Origin of the sequence: Nakamurella deserti (genome assembly GCF_003260015.1) — a bacterium.
Lineage (GTDB): Bacteria > Actinomycetota > Actinomycetes > Mycobacteriales > Nakamurellaceae > Nakamurella > Nakamurella deserti.
Window position 1 is genome coordinate 637,492 of record NZ_QCXS01000002.1, and the last position, 20,014, is coordinate 657,505.

The following is a 20,014-nucleotide window of genomic DNA, read 5'->3' on the forward strand; positions in this document are numbered from 1 at the left end:
GCCGGCGGGGCCGTCAGGGCCCCGCCGGCACCGGTGCGGCTACGACGGGTCAGTGGCTCAGCTGCCGCCACAGGAATTCGTAGGCCAGTGCGGTCTTGAAGGCCAGCTGCCGGTTGTCGGCGGCACCGCCGTGCCCGCCCTCGATGTTCTCGTAGTAGGCGACCGGCTGTCCGGTCTCGGCGAGGCGGGCGGCCATCTTGCGGGCGTGCCCCGGATGGACCCGGTCGTCGCGGGTCGAGGTGGTGATCAGCACGGGCGGGTAGGGCCGACTCGCGCGGTCCGGGGCGACGTTCTGGTACGGCGACCACGTCGCGATCGACGCCCACGCGTCCGGGTCGTCGGGGTCGCCGTACTCGGCCACCCAGGACGCGCCCGCGAGAAGCAGGTGGAAGCGACGCATGTCGAGTAGTGGCACCTGACACACCAACGCGGCGAACAACTCCGGGTAGCGGGTCAGCATGATGCCCATCAGCAGACCGCCGTTGCTGCCGCCCTGGGCGCCGAGCCGGTCGGGGGTGGTGATGCCGCGGGCCACGAGATCCCTGGCCACCGCGGCGAAGTCCTCGTGCACCTTGTGCCGGCCGGCCTTGAGCACCTGGGTGTGCCACGCGGGGCCGTACTCGCCGCCGCCCCGGATGTTGGCCACGACATAGGTGCCACCGCGTTCCAGCCACGCCAGCCCCATCGCGCCGCTGTAGGCCGGCGTCAACGAGATCTCGAAGCCGCCGTAGCCGTACAACAGGGTCGGCCCAGGGCCGGCCTCCGGGCGCCCGACCACGAAATAGGGGATCGCGGTGCCGTCCTCGGAGGTCGCGAAGTACTGGTCCACCCGCAGTCCGGCGGCGTCGAAGAACGCGGGCGTCCCGCGCATCACCGCGGGGGCCGCGCGGTCGGTCAGGTCGCCGCGGAGCAGCGACGCCGGCGTCAGGTAGCCACTGGCGTTGAGCCAGAACGCGTCCCCGGCGTCGTCGCCGAGTTCGTCCGCGGCGTCGGGATCCGTGGCCGTGACGCCGATGTCGGTGAGCGGCGGCAGGCCGGTGAGCTCGGCCGTGGTGAACCCGTCCGGCCCCGGCGTGGCCACCAGCACACTCGACGCGACGTCGCGCAGCACCACCAGCAGCAGGTGGTGGCGGGTCCAGGCGTACTGGTGGAGTGCGGTGTGCGCGTCGGGGGCGAACACCACGTGCAGGGTGCGGTCACCGGCGAGGAAGTCGTCGAACCGCGCGGCGAGCAACGCGCCGGCAGGATATTCGGTGTCGGCGACCGTCCAGGGGGTCATCAGCCGGATCAGCAGCCATTCCCGTTCCACCGACAGGGACGCGTCGGTGGGGGCGTCCACCCGGGTGAGGGCGTCGTCGGGTCCGACCAGGTACTGCTCGGAGTTGAAGAAGTCGACCGCCCGGCTGACGAAACCCCGCTCGTGACCACGGGTCCGGTCGTGCCAGGCCGACACGGCGACGTCGGCGGACTCGCCGGCGAAGACGGTCACCGCCTCGCCGATCGGGGTACCGCGCCGCCAACGCAGGGCCAGCCGCGGGTATCCGGAGTCGGTCAGCGATCCATCGCCGAGATCGGTTCCGACGTAGACGGTGTCGTCGTCGATCCAACCGATGTCGGTCTTGGCCTCGGGCAGGTGGAAGCCGCCGTCCGCGGGATCCACGAACGCCCGGCGCAGCAGCGAGAACTCACGCACCACGACCGCGTCGGCGCCGCCCCGGGACAGCGACACCAGGACCCGGTCCTGGGCCGGCCGCAGCACCTGGGCCGACGACCACACCCAATTCTCGTTCTCGGCGGCGGCGAGCGCGTCGACGTCGATCAGCACGTCCCAGTCCGGCGACCCGTCGCGGTAGGCGTCCAGGGTGGTCCGCCGCCAGAGTCCCCGCGGGTGCTCGGCGTCCTTCCAGAAGTTGTACAGGTGCGGTCCCCGCGGCGTCACATACGGGATGCGCGCGTCGGTGTCGAGCACGGCGAGGACGCGCGCCTCCAGGGCGCGGAACGTGTCGTCGTCGGCCCACACGGACACGGTCTCGGCGTTGCGCGCCCGGACCCAGTCCAGCGCGGTGTCACCGGTGACGTCTTCCAACCACAGAAAGGGATCGTCCATGCGCTCATTGTGTCCGAGAGCGCGCCGGTGCCGGGCCGGCGCCCCGGTCAGGGGCCACCCAGCCAGTGGTCGATGCGGTGGTGGTCGGGCGTGAAACCGTGGTCGACTCCCCACAGCACCGCCTGCGTGCGGCTCTCCACGCCGATCTTGCGGTAGACGCTGCGGATGTAGGACTTGACGGTGTTGGGGCTGAGATAGGTCAGCGAGGCCACCTCGGCGTTGCTCTTGCCCTGGGTGATCAGGGCCAGGATCTCGGCCTCCCGGTCGGTGATGCCCTCGCGCCGGCCGGGCCAGTCCAGACCGAGCGCGCTGCCGGCCCGCCGCGGCGGCTCGCTGATGACCACCTCGCCCCGGTGGACCCGCTCCAGGGCCTCGACGAGTTCCCGCGCGGGCAGTGTCTTGGACAGGTACCCGCCCACCCCCTGATCGCGGGCCTGCTGGACCAGGTCGGGGTGGAAGTTCCAGGTGTACATCACCACCCGGCCCGCCCGGCTGCTCCGGGCCAGCTCGTGCAACTCGGGATGATCGGACTCCGGCTGCGCGAAGGAGTCGTACAGCACGATGTCCACTCTGTCGGTCAGAGTGGCGTTGGCGTCGATCTCGGCGATCAGGATGCGGTCGCGGTAGTCGTCGAACATGTGCGCCAACCCCTTCAGCACCACGTCGTAGTCGTCGACGAGGGCGACCAGGATGGGCGGCGGCGAGGGCACCGGTGACGGGGTCATCACCTGACGTTAAACCTCCCTAGGGGTGTAGTGGCACACCTCCAGGGGTGGTTGTGTCATCGGAGTCAGAGAAGACGCGGCGTTCCACCGGATCGTCGATCAGCCGCCTTCACCCGCAGGACGCACGGGATCCCGTGCTGTACAGGAGGCTTCTCATGCTCGGACTCATCATCGGCATCATCGTGGTCGGCCTCGTCGCCGGCGCCCTCGCCCGGCTGATCGTGCCCGGCTCACAGCACATCTCGATCCTGGCGACGATCGTGCTCGGCATCGTCGGATCCTTCGTCGGTGGCTTCCTCGGCTACCTGATCTTCCACAAGGACGCGCAGGAAGGGTTCCTGCAGCCGTCGGGCATCATCGGCTCGGTCATCGGCGCCGTCATCGTCCTGGTCCTCTACCTGAAGTTCGGCAGCCGCAACGCCGTCCGGCGCTGACCCCCGGCCGCCGGACCGCCGTCCCGACCGGCACCCCCCGGCGGCCGGTACCCGGCCCGCCCCGACGGGCGGCCGCACCCCACCCGATCGCGACGACCGCGCAGACGCCCTGCGCTCCGGAGGTCGTCGCAGTCGGGCAGCGGGGAAGAGGCGCCCCACCGGTCCGTCCGGTGGGGCGCTTCGTGCGTCCCGGGTGCCTGCCCTGGGCGCGCCCCGATGGGCCGGGTCCACGTCGCCACCCATCCGGCCGGTCACCGGAACCGAAGCACTCCACGGGCTCCGGTGGTGTCCGCACCCCGGGGACGCCCCGTGACCCGACCGCGCATCCCGCGGACGACGAGATTCGATCACCTCCGATGCAGGTGAGAAACCACCGCCCAGCGGGCAAGGAGAACGCATGGAGGCAGGGCGCCTGTACCGGCTCATCCGTCAGCTGCGCAGCGTGGCGGGTGCGGCGACCGGTGATTCAGCGGAGACGGTGTCACCGAGCATCATCGCGGTGATGGAGGATCTGGCCGAGCATCCGGACAGTTCGATCACCGAGATCGTCGGCCGGACCGGTCTCGTCCAGAGCATGGTGTCCACCGCCGTCGCCCAGTTGCGTTCCGACGGGGTGTTGCGGACGACGGCCGACCCCCGTGACCGCCGCCGGACCCTCGTCTCGATGGTGCCGTCGGCGTCCGACGGGGTGGTGCCCCGCCCCGGGCGCTCCGTCGACGACGCGTTGCGTCAGGTCCGGCCCGAGCTCGACGACGACCGGCGGGCCGAGGTGGTCCGCCACCTCGAGCAGGTGGCGGCCCTGCTGGAACACTGACCGCCGGGTGCGGCGCTCACGCCGCGGCGCGGAACGCGCGCAGCCGCAGGCTGTTGGTGACCACGAAGACCGAGCTGAGGGCCATCGCCGCCCCGGCCAGCATCGGGTTGAGCAGTCCCGCCGCGGCGAGCGGGATGGCTGCGACGTTGTAGGCGAAGGCCCAGAACAGGTTGCCGCGGATCGTGCCCAGGGTCCGCCGGGCCAGCCGGATGGCCGTCGGTGCCGTCCGCAGGTCGCCGCGGACGAGGGTGAGATCGGACGCCTCGATGGCCACGTCGGTGCCGGTGCCCATGGACAGTCCGAGGTCCGCGGCGGCGAGCGCGGCGGCGTCGTTGACCCCGTCACCCACCATGGCCACCACGTGTCCCCGCTCCTGCAGCCGCCGGACCGTGGCCACCTTGTCGGCCGGCAGCACCTCCGCGACGACGTCGGCCCCGGCGATCCCGACCTCCCGGGCGACCTCCGCGGCGACGGCGGCGCTGTCCCCGGTCAGCAGCATCGGTCGCAGCCCGAGCGCCCGTAGCTCGGCGACGGCCTGCGCCGAGGACGGCTTGACGGTGTCGGCGACGGCCAGCACCCCCCGGGCCCGGCCGTCCCAGCCGACGACGACGGGTGTGCGCCCGGCCGTTCCGGCGGCGCGGACCGCGGCGGCGAGCTCGGCGGGCAACGCCGACCCGTCGTCGACGACCATCCGCGGGGACCCCACGACGACGCGTCGGCCCTCGACCGTGCCCCGCACTCCGCGACCCGGAACGGCCACGAAGCCGCTGACGCCGGGCAGGGGTGCGGACCCGGCCGCGGCCGTGACGGCGGCGGCGATGGGGTGCTCCGAGGACTGCTCGAGCGCACCGGCCAGCCGCGCGACCAGCGCGGGGTCCTCTCCGTCGGCGGCGGTGACGTCCACGACGCCCATCCGGCCGCTGGTCACGGTGCCGGTCTTGTCCAGCAGCACCGTGTCGACCCGGCGGGTGGACTCCAGGACCTGTGGGCCCTTGATGAGGATGCCCAGCTGCGCGCCCCGGCCTGTGCCGACCAGGAGGGCGGTCGGCGTGGCGAGCCCCAGGGCGCACGGACAGGCGATGATCAGCACCGCGACGGCGGCCGAGAACGCCGTCACAGCCGGGGCGCCGTTGCCCAGCCAGAAGCCGAGAGTGCCGACGGACAGCGCGATCACGATGGGCACGAACACCGCCGACACCCGGTCCGCCAGCCGCTGCACCTGGGTCTTGCCGTTCTGCGCGTCCTCGACGAGACGGGCCATCTGCGCGAGCCGGGTGTCGGCGCCGATCCGGGTGGCCCGGACGACGAGCCGACCGCCGGCGTTGACGGTGGCCCCGACGACCGGGTCACCCGGACCCACGTCCACGGGCACCGACTCGCCGGTCAGCAGCGACACGTCCACCGCCGACGCCCCCGTCACGACGACGCCGTCGGTGGCGACCTTCTCTCCCGGGCGCACCACGAAGTGGTCGTCGACCGCGAGCCGGTCGACCGGGATCATCACCTCGACCCCGGACCGCAGCACGGCCACCTCCTTGGCGCCGAGGGCCAGTAGCGCCCGCAGGGCGGCTCCGGACCGCCGCTTCGCGCGGGCCTCGGCGTAGCGGCCGGCCAACAGGAAGACCGTGACGCCGGCAGCGACCTCGAGGTAGATCTCGTCCGCGCCGCCGCCGCGGGGGGCGAACAGGGTGAACGGCATGGTCATCCCCGGCTCGCCCGCGTCACCGACGAACAGGGCGAACAGCGACCAGCCGAACGCGGCCAGCACCCCCGTGGAGATGAGCGTGTCCATGGTGGCGGCACCGTGCCGCAGGTTGGTCCATGCCGCCCGATGGAACGGCCAGGCGCCCCAGACGACGACGGGGGCGGCCAGGGTCAGCGAGAGCCACTGCCAGTGCCGGAACTGCAGCCCCGGCACCATCGCCATCGCCACCACCGGGACGGCGAGTGCGAGCGTGACCAGCAGGCGGTGCCGCAGCGCGGCCGCCGGATCGTCGTCGGGTCGGACGTCGTCGTCCACCCGCGGGTCGGCGGCGGACGGAGCCGGCGGCGGCGGCAGGGTGGCGGTGTACCCGGTGGCCTCGACCGTGGCGATCAGATCGGCGGGTGCGGTGTCGGCGCCGTAGGTGACCCGTGCCTTCTCGGTGGCGTAGTTGACCGTGGCGCTGACGCCGGGCATCCGGTTGAGTTTCTTCTCGACCCGGGCGGCACACGAGGCGCACGTCATGCCGCCGATGGTGAGTTCGACGTCGGTGCCGTCCAGGTCGGGCACCCCGGTGGGAGTCGTGGTGGTGGGGGTGGTCATCCGGTCCCTCCCGGGGGTCGGTGCGGAGGTCGTGCTCAACCGGGATGCGGTGCGCTTCCGGTCGTGTCGGTCAGGTCGCCCATCGGCGGGTGGTCGGTCGATCGGGGCGCCGGGACGGCCGTCGCGGGCTCGACCCGTGGGGGACCGACCGCGGGCACGGCCCGGCCGAGCCCGAACGCCGCGGCGAAGACCACGGCGAGCGCGCCGGCGAAGCCGGCCAGGACCACGCCGGTCCGCGGGGCGCGGTCGCCGGTCACGCCGGAACGGGGGCCAGCTCGTAGCCGGCCTCGTCGACGGCGGCGCGGACGGCCTCCCGGTCGAGATCGGCGGTGCTGTCCACCGTCACGGTGGACACGCCGCCGGCGGCGAGGTCGACGACGACGTGCGCGACGCCGGGCAGGCGGCCGAGCTCCTCGGTGACGGCCGCGACGCAGTGACCGCAGGTCATGCCGGTGACGCCGTAGGTGCTGGTGCTCATGGAGTGCTCCTCGAGAGGGTGGGTGGGTGACCGGACGGTCAGCTGCGGACCAGGCGGGCGATCGCGGCGGAGGCCTCGCGCACCTTGACCTGAGCTTCGTCGCCGCCCTTGGCGGCCGCCTCGACCACGCAGTGACCCAGGTGCTCGTCCAGCAGCTCGAGGGAGAACGCCTGCAGCGCCTTGGTCGCCGCCGACACCTGGGTCAGCACGTCGATGCAGTACTTGTCCTCCTCGACCATCCGTTGCAGGCCGCGCACCTGTCCCTCGATGCGGCGCAGCCGCTTGAGGTGGCTGTCCCGCCGGGCGGAGTACCCGGGTGCGGTGCTGTGGTCGTGCGGTTCGGTCATACCGTCGACCATACCCCCAAGGGGTACCGGACACTACCCCCCGGGGGTACCGGACGACCGGCCCGCCCCGGTCGGCCGTGACGTCGCGGGCCGGTGGAGGCGGCCCGGTCAGCCCAGCTGGACGTCGTCGAACCAGGCCGTCCCGGAGTTGTACGCCGACTTCAGGTGGATCTGGAACGACGTCGCCGCGGCCGGAGCCCGGCCGGTGACGGTGATCCGCTGCCACCCGGACCGGTCGTTGCGGGCGTTGACGCTCTCGCTGCTGCCGAGATAGGTGGCGCCGTCGAACCAGGCGACGGCGATCCGGGAGAACCCCGTGGCTGCCTCCAGCCGGATGCTCACGCCGGCGGTCACCGTGCGGGCGCCGGACAGCAGCAGGAAGGTCTGACACACCGCGGGCACCATCGAGGGGCTGCCGCCGGTCCGGGTCAGCATCATCGCGGCGCCACTCACCCCCGCCCCGGCGACGGCACCGACACCGCCGATCTGGGCGGCGTCGAACACCCGCCAGGACCCCAGCCGGCCGGCCGACGACGGCGTCGGATCGGCCCGCTCGAAGCCGCCGTCGGCGTCGAGAGCGGTCGCCGCCGGTCGCGCCGGGTCCACCGCCGGCACCCCGGTGGGACCGAACATCCGGCGGACCAGGTCGGCGGCGGGCTTCCAGCTGCCGTCCAGCCGCCGCAGTCCGAACGAGGCCTCCGACGGCGTCCGGAACGCGGCCGGCATCGTGTCGAGGGCGAAGTCGGTCAGGGTCCAGGGGGCGAACACCCCGATCCCGGCGTCGCGGGTCAGCTGCGCGACCGCGGCGTAGTGGGCCAGCTGGCCCTGCTCGGACCCGGCCGTCCCGCCGTCACCGGTCGACCGGCCCGCTTCGCCGACGATGACCGGCCGTCCGGCGGCGACGGCCCGGGCCGCGGCGACGTAGGCGGGCATGGTGGACAGATCGCCGTACAGGTGGATGTCGATGACGTCCAGGGACGACCTCGGGATGGCGGCGTCGAGCGCCCGCAGGGCCGTGACGGTGTTGGTGGACATCGATCGCGGTACCCCCGGCAGCACGATCGCCAGGTAGGGCAGCATCTCCTGCGCCCAGGCGACGGCCGGCGGGTGACCGAAGGTCATCTCGTTCTCGAGCTCGACGAGGACGATGCGCGGATCATCCCGGTACGGCGAGAGCAGTTGCGCCACCCACGCCTTGGACGCGGCCAGCTCGGACCAGGAGTACCAGAGGTCGAACAGGGTCAGCTCCACCGTCAGCCCGTGGGCGGCGGCGATGTCGACCGTGTCCCGCAGGGCCGCCGCGCCGGCCGGCGTCACCGTCGGCCACCCGACCCCGGCGGGCTGCACGATGATCCGCACGGTGGTCGCGTTCAGGGAGGCGATGGCCGCGAAGTCGGCGTCGGTGCGGGCGGCGGAGTACGAGGTCCACATCGAGGTCCACGGAGCGTCCGCCGGGTAGTAGTTGACGATCCGGAGCTCCTCCGGGGCGAGCCGCACAGGTGCCGCGGGGGCGTCGGACGCGGCGCTCGACGGGGTGGCACCGCCACCGGGGGTGCCGGTCGGGTCGGCGGGACCGGTCGGACCGCGGACGTCGGTGGGGCCGGCAGGGTCGGACGGTCCGGTGGTCGCGGTGGCGGGTACGGCCGTTCCGGGGGTGGCCGGCAGGGGAGGCGTCGGGCCTCCTCCGTCGGCGGGCAGTGGTCCAGTCGGTGTCGGCGGATCCGGTGACGTGGTGGTGCCGGCAGTGGACGGTGGCGGTACGGGATCGGCGGGGAACGCCTCCACGGCCGTCCCCGCCGTCGACGACACCGTCGTGCCGGCGAGCACCGTGCCGGTCGTGCCGGTGGGTACGGCGCCGGTCGTGCCGGTGGGTGCGGCTCCGGTCGTGCCGGTGGGTGCGGCTCCGGTCGTGCCGGTCGTGCCGGTGGGTACGGCGCCGGCCGGTACGGCGACCGTGAGTGCCCACAGAGCCACCCCGACCGCCAGGAGGGCGGCGGAGAGCGGGCCGCGGCGCGCGCTCCGCGCGACGGTGGGGCGGGAGATCATCGGCGGTTCTCGTTCCGTCGGAGGTCGCAGTCGTGTCCGTCGACGGTGACGGCGAGGACGCGCACCGCGCGCGTCGGCGGGTCGCGGGCGGCAACCGGCGGTGACGCTACCGCGGAGGCGGACGACACGGCGCACCTCAGCGGCCCTCCGGTGTCACGCTGCGTCACCGGAGGGTCGTGGGGCTGTCGCGGTGTCCGCGTCCGGGTGGGTGCACCGGCACTGTGCTGACGCACCGTGCCCGCCGACCGGCCGCGTCGGCGTCCGACGCGCCGTGATCTCGGCGAACGGAGGATTTTCGTCCCCGCACGGAGTCTTCCGCGACCGAACCCCTCACGGCCCCTGTCAACGGGCGAACACACTGGGTAGCCTTACGTCACTATCAGTATGCGGTCAGCGGTCACCCCCGGTCACCCTGCGCCGCAGGCCCCGCGGTGCATCGAGACCACCCGAACCCCGGGTGACGGCCAGAGAAGAGAGACGAGTGTCGGTCGGTACGGAACCCGTGCAGGACAGCGCGGTGCGCCAGGCATTGGCCGGCCCGGTCGCCCCGGTCGCGCCGGCAGCCGGCCCGGTCGCGCCGGCGGCCGCTCCGGTCGCGCCGGCAGCCGTCCCGGTCGCGCCGACAGCCGCCCCCGTCGCGCCGACGGCCGGCCCGACGGTCGCCCCGGTCTTGGGCGCAGCCCAGGTACCGGCGTCACCCGCGGTGACGGACCCGCCGACCGACGCCGCCGCACCGACCACGCCGGCCGGCTCCGCACCGGCGCGTCCCGGTACCTGGGTGCTGGGAACGCAGGCGCGCACCGCCCTGCTGGTCGTGCTCGTCGCCCTCGCAGCGTTCCTGCTGGTCGCGCCGCCGTCGGCCGGCGCCCCACGGGACTTCGACGTCACCGCCGCCTCGATCTCGACCGCGATGGCCGGTCAGGCCGGCGTCACCCAGGCCTCCGGCGGCTATCTGCCCGGCACCGGGATCGTCCTGGTCAGTGCGGTCACCGGCGTCACCGCCACGCAGCTCAACGGCGTCCTGGCGGCCGCCCTCGGCCCGGTGGCCGCGCAGTTGGCCGACCTGCCGGACCGGGAGGCGGTCTCCTGGCAGACCATGCTCACCGCGACCGACGGCACCGTGACGACCTGGCTGATCCGGGTCGCCGCCGACGCCGTGTCCGACCAGTCCCGGTGGGTGGCGGTTCCGGTCGCCGCCGGCGGGTCCGGGTCGGGCCCGGCACCGGTGGCCGGCCCCGCTCCCGCGGCGGCCGCATCGGCCACCGCTGCGACCACCTCGACCGCCACCACCACCGCGCCTGCCACCACCACCGCGCCTGCCACCACCGCCGCGGCTGCCACCGCCGCCGCCCCCTCGGCCGCGACCGGCACCGGGGCCCCGCCGGCCGGCGCCGCGGAAGCCACGCCCGCCGGCACCACGGACGCCGGCGGCGATCCGGCCTCCGCGGCCGGCACCGCGCCGGCGAGCGCCGCTCCGGCCGGGGACGCGGGCGCCGTCGCCGTGTCCGGTCCGCAGTCCGACGACTTCGCCGGTGACGCCGCCGCCTGGAAGGCCCTCACCGGGACGTGGGCGGTCGTCGACGGCACCTACCAGCAGACTGACGCCTCCGGATACGACTACATCAGCCAGTTCACCTCGACACTGCCCGCGGCGTATACGGTCTCGGTCCGGATGAAGGGCATCGGGGACACCGTGAACGGCGGTCTCATCATCGGCCAGCCGGCGCTCGGATCCCGGAAGGGCGCCACCATCGTGGATCTCGCCAGCAAGGACTACGTCCGGTGGGGAAGCTACGACGCGAGCTCCAGCACCTACAAGTTCACCGGCGGGGCGGCGCTCGGTGCCGCCCAGGCGCCCGCCGACTGGCACACCCTGAGCATCACGGTGAAGGCCGACGCCACCGTGGTCAGCTGGGACGGCACGCAGGTGGGCACCTTCGCCGCCGTCGCGCCCGGCAGCGCGGGCCTGGTGTCCTCGCAGTCGGCCGTGGCCTTCGACGACTTCACCGTGACGGCGTCGTGACCACCCTCCTCGAGCGACCGACCGGCCCGGCCGACCCGGCCGGTTCCGCCGACCCGGCCGGTTCCGCCGACCCGGCCGGTTCCGCCGGCCCCGCCGCATCCGTCGGCGCCGACTCCGCCGCCGTTCCCGCGGCGGGCCGACCGCAGGCCCGCCCCGCCCGGGACGGCTTCCTGGACACGGTCCGGGCGGTCGCGTTGATCCGCGTCATCGTCTGGCACACCCTGGCCGCGGTCGCGATCAGCTGGTTCGTGGCGTCCATGCCGGCCATGTTCTTCGTGGCCGGCAGTCTCCTCGCGCGGTCGCTGGACCGGCGCCCGTGGCGGCAGCTGCTGCGGACCCGGTTGCGGCGGCTGCTGCTGCCGTTCTGGACGTTCGGCGCCGTCGTCCTTGTCGCGCTGCTCGTCGTCGCGCGGCTGGAACCCGGTGCGGACACGGCCCTCTCGCCGCTGTCGCTGCTGGCCTGGGTGTTCCCGTTGACCGATCCCCACGGGTCGACCTGGGAGGCGGGCTGGGCGACGACGCCGCTGTGGTACCTGCGCTGCTACCTGTGGCTGCTGTTGCTGTCGCCGTTGATGCGGCGGGCGCACCGCCGGTGGGGGCTGCGGGTGCTCATCGTCCCGATCGTCGGGATCTTCGCGGTCGACCAGCTCATGCGGCATCCCGAGCTGGCGCCGGCCGCGTTCGACGCGGTCAAGTACTACGCCGGTGACCTGGCCTGTTTCAGCTTCTTCTGGGTGCTGGGGTTCAGTCACAGCGACGGCGCCCTCGCCGGTCTCGACCGGCGCGCGCGCCTGGAGTGGGCCGTCATCGGCGGCGTGGCGGCACTGGTGTGGGTGCGGTTCGTCCGACCCACCGATCTGGTGGTCAACGACCACTACCCGCTGCTGCTGTTCGTCGGGATCGCCTGGCTGGCGGTGTTCCTCGCCTTCGAGGGCTGGATCGGCCGGGCCACCGCACACCGCATCCTGGGTCCGGTCGTCGCCTGGCTGGGGCGACGGTCGATCACCGTCTACCTGTGGCATCCGATCGCCATCGTCGGTGCCTACTGGCTGCGCGCCACCTTCGCCCCGTCGCTGCCCCGGCCCCTCGTGCTGGTCCTGGTCTTCCCGTTGGTCCTGGTGCTCACCGTGCTGTTCGGCCGGGTCGAGGACTTCTCCGCCGGACGCCCCGCCCAGTGGTGGCCCGGTCGTGACGACGGGACGCGGGTCCGCCGGGTCGGCGACGCGCTGGGCCGGCACCTGCCGCGCCGGCTGTCGCCGGTGACCGCCCTCGTCGTCGGCGGCGTGATCGGCGCCGTCGTGCTGAACGTGGTCGTCCCGTCCGGGGCGGCCACCGCCGCGGTGGGCGCCGCGACGACCCCGACCGGAACGGTCGACGCCGGCGGCACCTCGGGCACCGCCGGGGGTCTCGCGCTCCCGCCGGCCCCCTCGGCGAAACCCGACCAGGCCGATTTCGGTGGCGCCGACGGCGCCGGCCCGGTGCCGGCCGCCTCCCCGGCCACCGCGGTTTCGGCCACCATGGTCCCGGCCACCACGACGGTGCCGGCGGCGGCGCCCGCCGACGACACCGACATCGCCGCGCTCACCGCGGACCTGCAGGCCGTCACCGACTCCTGGCGCACCGGCAAGGTGGTCGACGGTGTCGAGCTGGGCGTCATGCTGCCCGACGGCCGGACCGTCACCCTGACCAGTGGAACCGAGACCGGCGGTGCCGCGCTGGATCCGGCGCAGGACTTCCCGATCACCTCGATCACCAAGACGATGACGGCCGCCATCGTCCTGCAGCTGGTCCACGACGGGAAGCTCGCCCTCGACGACCCGCTGCCCGAGATCGACGCGGTTCCGGGGTTGTCCTACGTCGGCAAGGTGACCGTCCGGCAGATCCTCGACCACACCGCCGGTATCGAGCCCTACGACCAGAGCGCGGCCTACCAGGCCGCTCGGAACGGGCCGCTCACCGCGGCGACCGCGCTCGCCCTGATCAAGGACGAGCCGCTGGAGTGGGCACCCGGCACGCAGGTCGGCTACTCCAACTCCGGCTACCTGACGCTGGGCCTGCTGGCCGAGCAGCTCACCGGGCAGACGTACCAGGACCTGTTGCAGCAGCGCATCTTCGACGTCGCGGGCATGGACCACAGCACCCTGGACACCACGCCGAGCGCCGGCTGGGCCGGGTTCTCCGCCGGGGGCGTGAAGTCGACCATCGGTGACCTGCTGGCCTACGGCGACGCCCTCTACCGCGAGAAGGCCATCCTGACCGCGGACTCGCTGGCCGCCATGCTCGACATCGAGAACCCGTTCAACACCGGCCTCGGCGCCTTTCCGTACTGCCCGTGCGACACCGTCGACGGGAAGAAGGTCTACAGCTCGATCGGGCACAACGGGGGGTCGGCCACCCTGCAGTGGGCGCCCGCGCAGGACATCGTGATCGCGGTGGACCTGACCGAGTCGCTGTTCACCGACGAGCTGAAGCAGGCCGACGTGGCGGAACTGCTGACCGCCGTCGAGGCGGCGGTGGGGACGTGAGCGACGCGCTCAGGGGGACGGTCACCGCATCGGAACGTGCCGCTCGGACCGCCGTCGGTGTCGCGCCCGGTTCGTCGCGCCACCGTGGATTTCCGCTCCTTGATTGCGTAGCGTGAACGGATGACTACCGCGCTCCAGTCGCCACCGACGGTCGCGAGGGATCTGCCGGGGGCGCGGTCCGCCGGCGCCGGTCGACGCGGCACGGTGCCGCGCGCCGGGCGCTCCGGGAGGGACCGATGACCAGCACCGATCCGGCCACGACGCCCGTGCATCTCGTGGTCGTCGCCGACGACGACGCCGCCATCCGCGGACTGGTGGAGGTGGCCGTGCGCAAGGCGGGCGCCCGCGTCGCGACCGCCGTGGGCGACGGCGCCGCCGCCGTCGCGGCCATCCGGGAACTGGAGCCGCACCTGGCGGTCCTGGACGTGTCGATGCCGGTGATGAGCGGGCTCGAGGCGTGCCAACAGGTCCGGACGGATCCGCGTTTCGCCACGCTCCCCGTCGTCATGCTGTCCGCCGCCGTGCACCCCGCCGCCGTGCAGTCCGGGATGGACGCGGGCGCCGACCTGTACCTCGAGAAGCCGTTCAGCCCCAGGGCGCTGGCCGCGACCCTGCGTGAGCTGCTGGCGCAGCGGTACGGGCCGTGACCACCGGCACCGCGACGCTGACGCCGCGCACCGCCGGGGCGGACCGCCCGGGGCTGCGCGAACTCGTCCGTCGGCGCTTCCGGGATCCGCACGCCGTCTTCCAGCGACAGCTGGCCATCTCCGTCGTGGTGCTGGTCTCGCTGCTCATGCTCGTGCGGTCGGACATCAACGCCAACCCCGACTGGATCGTCGCGCTGGCCGTGGCGCTGGTGGTCTCGGCGCTGGCCGTGTCGTTCGCGATGCCGCTGCGTCACCGGCCACGCTGGTTGCTCGTCGCCATCCCGCTCACCGACCTGCTGGCCGTCGGGCTGCTGCGGCACGCCACCGGCGGCGGTGCCTCCCTGTTCAGCGCTCTGCTGATCCTGCCGTGCATCTCGCTGGGGATCGAACGGGGCCGGTTGCCGGTCGCGGCCGCCGCGCTGGGCTGCGCCGCGGTGATCGGCGTACCGCTGGCCTTCACGCCCACCCCGGACGACTGGCTGCGGGTGATCAGCACGCCGACCGTGCTGATGCTGACCGCGTTCACGGTCAGCGTGCTGACCAACCGGCTCCGCGACCGGGTGCGGTCGGAGAACCGGTTGCGCCGCGAGCTGGAGGAGCTGCTGGCCGAGGCGGAACAGCACGCCACCGCGACCGCGGAGGTGGCCGCCCTGCTGCGGCAGTCCGCGGCGCTGATGTCGGGTGTCGTCGACGCGGTCACCGAGCAGTTCATCATCGCCACCGACGCCGCCGGTCGGGTCGAGGTGTTCAACCGGGGGGCCGAGCGGATGCTGGCCGTGCCCGCCGCCGAGGCGCTCGGCCGGGCGATGTTCAGCCGACTCGGTGACCGCTTCGTGGAGCGGCCGCACGGCCCGCCGACCGCCCTGGGGCACGAGAAGCCCCGGACGCTGGCCGAGGTCGGCTTCGACGCGCTGGTCGCCGACGCCCGCCACGGCCGGGCCGCCGCCAGCGTGTGGACCTACCACCGACCCGGCGGGACGACCGCGACGATCGAGATGTCGGTGACCGTACGCTCGGACCGCCGGGGCGACGTCGACGGCTTCCTCGTCGTGGGGACCGACGTCAGCGAGATGTACGAGCAGGCCCGGCTCAAGGACGAGTTCGTCAGCCTCATCTCCCACGAGCTGCGGACGCCGCTCAGTTCCATCCTCGGCTACCTCGAGCTGATCGGCGACGACGACGAGGCGCCGCTGTCCCACGAGCAGCGGCAGTACCTGGACATCGTCGAGCGCAACGCCCACCGGCTGCTGCGGCTCGTCGGGGACCTGCTGTTCACCGCGTCGCTGGAGGCCGGGAAGCTGCACCTGGTGACGTCGCCGGTGGATCTCGCGACCATCGCCGAGGCGTCCGTGCAGTCGGCCCGGCCGGCGGCCGCCGGCGCGGGGATCACCGTCACCCTCGAGGTGCCCAGGACACCTGTCGTGGTGGCCGCGGACGCCACCCGGCTCGGGCAGATCTGCGACAACCTGTTGTCCAACGCCATCAAGTTCACCCCGCGCGACGGCACCATCAGGGTCGTCCTGGCCCCGGCCGACCCGTTCCCGGGGCGGCCCATCCGGCTGGCGGTCCACGATTCCGGGATGGGCATCCCGGCCGCCGAGCTGGACAAACTGTTCTCCCGCTTCTTCCGGACGTCCACCGCGACCACGAACGCGGTGCCGGGCATCGGCCTCGGACTGTCCATCAGCCGGGCCATCGCCGTCGCGCACGGTGGCGCGATCCGGGTCGAGAGCACACCAGGGGAGGGCAGCGTCTTCACCCTGGAGCTGCCGACACCCGCCGCCGCGCCGGCACCCGCCGCCGCGCCGGCACCCGCCGCCGCGCCGGCACCCGCCGCCGCCCCGGCACCCGCCGACCGGTAGCGCACCGCGAGTGGGACCTACACTCGCGGGATCGTTCCCGACGGACCCGTCGCACACCGCGTCCGGACCGACGCAGCGACCGGTGCGGCCGTTGCGCGGGCCTGGTGGCCGGGCGGAACTCCAGCGTCGGTGCCGTGCACGGGAGGCGGAGGTCCAGGTGTCCGGAGCGTTCCCGGTACGGAGCCTGCTGTGGTGCGCGGTCGTCTCCGCACTGATCGCGGCACCCGCGTGCGGCTCACCTCGGGTCTGCACCCTCGTCGGGGGACACACCGGGTTCTTCGTCGACGTCCCGGGATTTCCGTTGCCTCCGGTCGAACCGGGCGTCAGTGTGGCCGGCGCCGGACCGATCATCACCGTCTGCATCGCCGGGGAGTGCCGGGACACCACCCTGGGCGGGCAGCCCGGGCCGTGGATCGTCCCGGACGACCGGCTCACCGGGGAACCGGCGGAGGTGACCGTCACGGTGTCGTCCGGCGCCGGCTTCTCGACCTCGGGGACCGGCAGGGTGACGCCGGCACGGCAGGAGCCGAACGGCCCCGGCTGCGGCACCTTCCTCTCGGCCGCCGTGACCCTCCCCGGCGACGGGACGCTGGTGCCGTCGGCGCCGCGTTGACCCGGGTCCGACGGGGGTGGGCGGGCGCCCACCGGACTCAGCCGGCCGGTACCGCCGGCGCCCGCCGGGATCGCCGGCGCCACCGGAGCACCAGGGCGACCACGATCACGGCAACCGACCCGGACACCGAGACCGCCTGCCAGAACCGTGATCCCAGGTAGTCGCCCAGGCCCGGCCCGGACACGGCGGTGAGGACGGCGTCCGGGGTCAGCAGGGCCGCGGCAGGCTTGGCGGTGCCGTCGGCGGCGACCACCCCCCGCGCGCCGGTGGTGGGTGAGTCCACCACGGCCGCCGTGCTGAGCCGACCGACCCCGTCGGCCCGGGCCGCCGACAGCACCTCGGCCAGCGTCGCCGCCTGGGCCGCCGGCGTCCGGGGGGCCGGACCCCAGCCACCGTCGGTGGCGGGCCCCGCGGAGACCCACGACAGCGGTCGCCCGTCGGCGGCCGCCGTCATCGGGGCCACCGTCGCGGCCAGCTCGTCCGGGTCCGTCCCGTCCACCCGCAGCGACACCAGGTCGACCAGTCCCACCATCGCGGGGTCGGTCGCGCCGGCCAGGTCGGGCCAGGTGATCGTCACCGGCGTCGCCGGGTCGAGGCCGTGCAGCCGGGTCGCCGCGATCACCAGGAACGCCCGGACGTCGGTCGCGGTGGCCCCGGCGGCGCGCCGGCCGTCGGGGTCGTCCATCAGGTCCCACGCGGTCAGCGCGGGACTGTCGCGCACCACGGAGACGATCCGCTGCAGGTGACGGTCCGCGCCCGCCCACGTGGCGGGGGAGAGATCGGCCAGCCCGTCGAACAGCACCGGCACCACGCCGATGCCGGCCGCCTGCGCCTGGGCGAGGACCGTCGCGAGATTGTCCAGCGCGGCGTCGGTCGGGTCAGCGCCCCCCATCGCCGCGTAGTCGATCGGCACCCGCACCGCGGTCAGCCCCAGCTCGACGGCCCGGCGGAGGACGTCGCCGACGGCGGTCACCTCGGCGGGTGTCCAGTGGCCGTCGGGAGCGGGGGCAGGCGCGGCGGTGCCGGTGCCGGTGCCGGTGCCGGTGCCGGTGCCGGTGGGCGGTTCCGCGGTCCCGCCGGGAACGGCGGTGGTCGCGGGGACGACGACCCCGGCGCCGTCGACGCCCAGAGTGGCGTCCCAGCGGTCCGGCCGGAACTCCGCGGCCCGGAACTCCGGCGCCTCGACCGGCTCCCGCGGGTCGGCGCCGGTGACCGAGGTGATGACCGTGTCGTCGGCGGTCGTGGTGCGCACCGTGACGACGCCGCCGTCCCCGCCGCGGCGCAACTGGTCGATCCGCCAGTACCCGTCCACCAGCGCCATCACCACGTCGTACCGCTCGTGCGTGACCAGGACGGTCTGCGTGTCGCCGCTGCGGACCGTGCGGGCGAGTGCGGCGTCACCGTCGGTGAAGGCGACGGTGCCACCGTCCAGCGCGTAGAACTGCAGGGTCAGCTCATGACCGAGATCGAAGGTGGCGACGGCGGAGTCACGGGGCGTCGCGAGCACCTGGGCACGGGCCCGGGCGGTGAAGGTGTCGGTCAGCGGCTCGTCGGAGCCGGTGGTCTGCAGGTGGCCGAGGGCGGCCCACGCGCGGATGTAGGCGGCCTCGACGAGCGTCCGGTTGGCGGGCTCGAGCTGACGGTCCCGCGTCCAGGCGTCGGGCTCCCACCGCACGAGGTGCTGCGCGTCCGGCGGCAGCGTGGCCACCTCGTGGAGTGCGGACGCGCTGTCGGCGCCCTGGGAGGCCTGCAGGACGAAGCGGCCGGCCACGACCACGGCACCCAGCGCCACGACGGCCCCGAGGACCAGGACCAGCTGCGCGACCAGCCGCTTGGCCCGGATGCGGCTGATCATCCGACGTCGACCGTGGTCGTGGTGCCCAGGACGGTCACCGCGGCGGTGACCGGTCCGGACAGTGCCGCCACCGGCAGCGACACGGTGCCGCTGCCGTCGACCAGCCCGACGGACGCCTGCACGTCGTTGCGCCGCAGGTCGCTCAGCGTCACGGTGGCGACCGTGCCGTCCGGGACGAAGGTGCCCCCCGTGCGGTTCACCGGGCCCACCGTGACCACCAGACCCCGCTCGTCGGCGGCGATGTCGACCGGGACCGTGGCCACCACCGACGGGAAGTCCAGCGTCAGCGGCGCCGCGGTGGAGGTGCCCCGCGAGAACGCGGTCAGCGTCACCGTTCCCGGCGCGGTGGGGGCCTGCACCGACAGTTCGGCGACGCCGGAGATGGTGACCGCCGACGACCGGGAGCGACCGCCGGGGCCCTCCCACTCCACCGTCACCAGCGTGCCGTCGGGCTGCACGTTGCCGAAGCGGTCGGCCAGCACCGACGTCCGCACCGTCACCAGGGCCTGGCCGTCCGCGCCCAGCCGGGCGGGCAGCGTCGGGTCCACCGCCGCCAGGGTGAAGGGCAGCGGTGGCCCGGCGACCTCGTCGAGACTGACCTGCTGGCCGGTCACGGTGTCGTCGGGTCCGGTCCGCAGCCAGACCGCCCCCCGGCCGGCCACGGTCCCCGACGTGAGCTCGAGCCAGCCCAGCAGGTGACGCACCTCGGTGCTCCCGGTGCTCGTGGTGCCCGTCGGGTCACGGTGCACCACGGTCACCGCCGACCCCTCGGCCACGGCGTTGCCCCAGCGGTCCACCGGCAGCGCCACCACCATCGACCGGTCGGCGGCGTCGGCGACGATGGAGCGGGCGCCGACGACCGGCAGCAACGGGCCGACGGCCGGACCCGGCAGGACGGCGACCGAACCCGTGGCCGACCGTCCACCGGACTCGGCGATCACGGTGAGCGTGCCCGCCGCCTGGCTCAGCGCCGACTCCAGCGCGAACGTCGCCGCCCCGCCGGTGGTGGCGGCCGTGCGGACGACGGTGCCCAGGGAGCCGATCACGGTGAGCGTCACCGTGCCGTCGACCCCCGTAACGGTGACCGGCAGCCCGGTGCCCGCGGTCAGCTCGCCCGGCAGCTCGACGACCGGGCCGTCGGACCGGTCGACCGCCGCGACGGCCGCGCCGCCGGCGGGGGCCGGCAGTGCGAGCAGCAGCGCGGCCACCAGCGACAGGACGGAGCGGCGCACC

The 20,014-nt window shown here is 74.1% G+C and carries 16 protein-coding genes; 7 read left to right on the forward strand and 9 right to left on the reverse strand.

What is annotated here, in order from left to right:
- Positions 1 to 49 precede the first annotated feature (49 nt).
- Together DB033_RS03075 and DB033_RS03080 are read right to left on the reverse strand one after the other, a co-directional pair.
- Positions 50 to 2,158: a prolyl oligopeptidase family serine peptidase gene (locus DB033_RS03075; protein ID WP_420814044.1), complete on the reverse strand. Its 2,109-nt coding sequence runs from the start codon at positions 2,156 to 2,158 to the stop codon at positions 50 to 52.
- A complete protein-coding gene (locus DB033_RS03080; RefSeq protein WP_111765402.1) occupies positions 2,155 to 2,832 on the reverse strand; it encodes a response regulator transcription factor in 678 nt (225 codons plus the stop codon). Before DB033_RS03080 ends, DB033_RS03075 begins: the two co-directional genes overlap by 4 nt.
- Positions 2,833 to 2,987: 155 nt before the next feature.
- Here DB033_RS03080 and DB033_RS03085 point away from each other — a divergent pair, with 155 nt between their 5' ends.
- Complete coding sequence (locus DB033_RS03085) at positions 2,988 to 3,266, forward strand: GlsB/YeaQ/YmgE family stress response membrane protein (protein ID WP_111765403.1); 279 nt, start codon at positions 2,988 to 2,990, stop codon at positions 3,264 to 3,266.
- A 397-nt stretch (positions 3,267 to 3,663) separates the two neighbouring features.
- Positions 3,664 to 4,080, forward strand: coding sequence for a MarR family winged helix-turn-helix transcriptional regulator (locus DB033_RS03090; RefSeq protein ID WP_111765404.1), 417 nt, complete (start codon positions 3,664 to 3,666; stop codon positions 4,078 to 4,080).
- A 16-nt stretch (positions 4,081 to 4,096) separates the two neighbouring features.
- Here the strand turns inward: DB033_RS03090 and DB033_RS03095 are convergent, their stop codons facing one another.
- The 5 genes from DB033_RS03095 to DB033_RS03115 all read right to left on the reverse strand — a co-directional run bounded on the left by DB033_RS03095 (position 4,097) and on the right by DB033_RS03115 (position 9,256).
- On the reverse strand, positions 4,097 to 6,385 hold the full coding sequence (locus DB033_RS03095) for a heavy metal translocating P-type ATPase (RefSeq protein ID WP_111765405.1): 2,289 nt from the start codon (positions 6,383 to 6,385) through the stop codon (positions 4,097 to 4,099).
- 35 nt (positions 6,386 to 6,420) lie between these two features.
- Positions 6,421 to 6,642, reverse strand: a complete 222-nt coding sequence (locus DB033_RS03100; protein WP_111765406.1) for a hypothetical protein — start codon at positions 6,640 to 6,642, stop codon at positions 6,421 to 6,423.
- Positions 6,639 to 6,863, reverse strand: coding sequence for a heavy-metal-associated domain-containing protein (locus DB033_RS03105; protein WP_111765407.1), 225 nt, complete (start codon positions 6,861 to 6,863; stop codon positions 6,639 to 6,641). Before DB033_RS03105 ends, DB033_RS03100 begins: the two co-directional genes overlap by 4 nt.
- Positions 6,864 to 6,901: 38 nt before the next feature.
- The gene (locus DB033_RS03110; protein WP_111767196.1) at positions 6,902 to 7,210 is read right to left on the reverse strand and encodes a metal-sensitive transcriptional regulator; all 309 of its coding nucleotides are present in this window, start codon (positions 7,208 to 7,210) and stop codon (positions 6,902 to 6,904) included.
- Positions 7,211 to 7,318: 108 nt separating this feature from the next.
- The gene (locus DB033_RS03115; protein WP_111765408.1) at positions 7,319 to 9,256 is read right to left on the reverse strand and encodes a cellulase family glycosylhydrolase; all 1,938 of its coding nucleotides are present in this window, start codon (positions 9,254 to 9,256) and stop codon (positions 7,319 to 7,321) included.
- A 703-nt stretch (positions 9,257 to 9,959) separates the two neighbouring features.
- Between DB033_RS03115 and DB033_RS03125 the strand changes: the two genes are divergently transcribed.
- From DB033_RS03125 to DB033_RS03145, 5 genes are all read left to right on the forward strand, one after another.
- A complete protein-coding gene (locus DB033_RS03125; protein ID WP_170315449.1) occupies positions 9,960 to 11,279 on the forward strand; it encodes a hypothetical protein in 1,320 nt (439 codons plus the stop codon).
- The gene (locus DB033_RS03130) at positions 11,276 to 13,804 is read left to right on the forward strand and encodes a serine hydrolase (RefSeq protein WP_111765411.1); all 2,529 of its coding nucleotides are present in this window, start codon (positions 11,276 to 11,278) and stop codon (positions 13,802 to 13,804) included. The genes DB033_RS03125 and DB033_RS03130 overlap by 4 nt, the downstream gene beginning before the upstream one ends.
- A gap of 236 nt (positions 13,805 to 14,040) precedes the next feature.
- Positions 14,041 to 14,451 (forward strand): response regulator transcription factor, encoded by a 411-nt coding sequence (locus tag DB033_RS03135; protein WP_111765412.1) that lies wholly within the window; start codon positions 14,041 to 14,043, stop codon positions 14,449 to 14,451.
- The gene (locus DB033_RS03140) at positions 14,448 to 16,313 is read left to right on the forward strand and encodes a sensor histidine kinase (protein WP_111765413.1); all 1,866 of its coding nucleotides are present in this window, start codon (positions 14,448 to 14,450) and stop codon (positions 16,311 to 16,313) included. The genes DB033_RS03135 and DB033_RS03140 overlap by 4 nt, the downstream gene beginning before the upstream one ends.
- Positions 16,314 to 16,470: 157 nt before the next feature.
- A complete protein-coding gene (locus DB033_RS03145) occupies positions 16,471 to 16,926 on the forward strand; it encodes a hypothetical protein (protein WP_111765414.1) in 456 nt (151 codons plus the stop codon).
- A gap of 37 nt (positions 16,927 to 16,963) precedes the next feature.
- Here DB033_RS03145 and DB033_RS03150 read toward each other — a convergent pair whose 3' ends face one another.
- Positions 16,964 to 18,781, reverse strand: coding sequence for a hypothetical protein (locus DB033_RS03150; RefSeq protein WP_111765415.1), 1,818 nt, complete (start codon positions 18,779 to 18,781; stop codon positions 16,964 to 16,966).
- A complete protein-coding gene (locus tag DB033_RS03155) occupies positions 18,778 to 20,013 on the reverse strand; it encodes a hypothetical protein (protein ID WP_111765416.1) in 1,236 nt (411 codons plus the stop codon). The genes DB033_RS03150 and DB033_RS03155 overlap by 4 nt, the downstream gene beginning before the upstream one ends.
- Position 20,014: the final 1 nt, after the last annotated feature.

What these genes read in the sequence shown, in the direction of transcription:
- DB033_RS03080 (WP_111765402.1), bottom strand. Translation starts at nt 2,832, where the DNA reads ATGACCCCGTCACCGGTGCCCTCGCCGCCGCCCATCCTGGTCGCCCTC.
- DB033_RS03085 (WP_111765403.1), top strand. Translation starts at nt 2,988, where the DNA reads ATGCTCGGACTCATCATCGGCATCATCGTGGTCGGCCTCGTCGCCGGC.
- DB033_RS03090 (WP_111765404.1), top strand. Translation starts at nt 3,664, where the DNA reads ATGGAGGCAGGGCGCCTGTACCGGCTCATCCGTCAGCTGCGCAGCGTG.
- DB033_RS03095 (WP_111765405.1), bottom strand. Translation starts at nt 6,385, where the DNA reads ATGACCACCCCCACCACCACGACTCCCACCGGGGTGCCCGACCTGGAC.
- DB033_RS03105 (WP_111765407.1), bottom strand. Translation starts at nt 6,863, where the DNA reads ATGAGCACCAGCACCTACGGCGTCACCGGCATGACCTGCGGTCACTGC.
- DB033_RS03110 (WP_111767196.1), bottom strand. Translation starts at nt 7,210, where the DNA reads ATGACCGAACCGCACGACCACAGCACCGCACCCGGGTACTCCGCCCGG.
- DB033_RS03115 (WP_111765408.1), bottom strand. Translation starts at nt 9,256, where the DNA reads ATGATCTCCCGCCCCACCGTCGCGCGGAGCGCGCGCCGCGGCCCGCTC.
- DB033_RS03135 (WP_111765412.1), top strand. Translation starts at nt 14,041, where the DNA reads ATGACCAGCACCGATCCGGCCACGACGCCCGTGCATCTCGTGGTCGTC.
- DB033_RS03150 (WP_111765415.1), bottom strand. Translation starts at nt 18,781, where the DNA reads ATGATCAGCCGCATCCGGGCCAAGCGGCTGGTCGCGCAGCTGGTCCTG.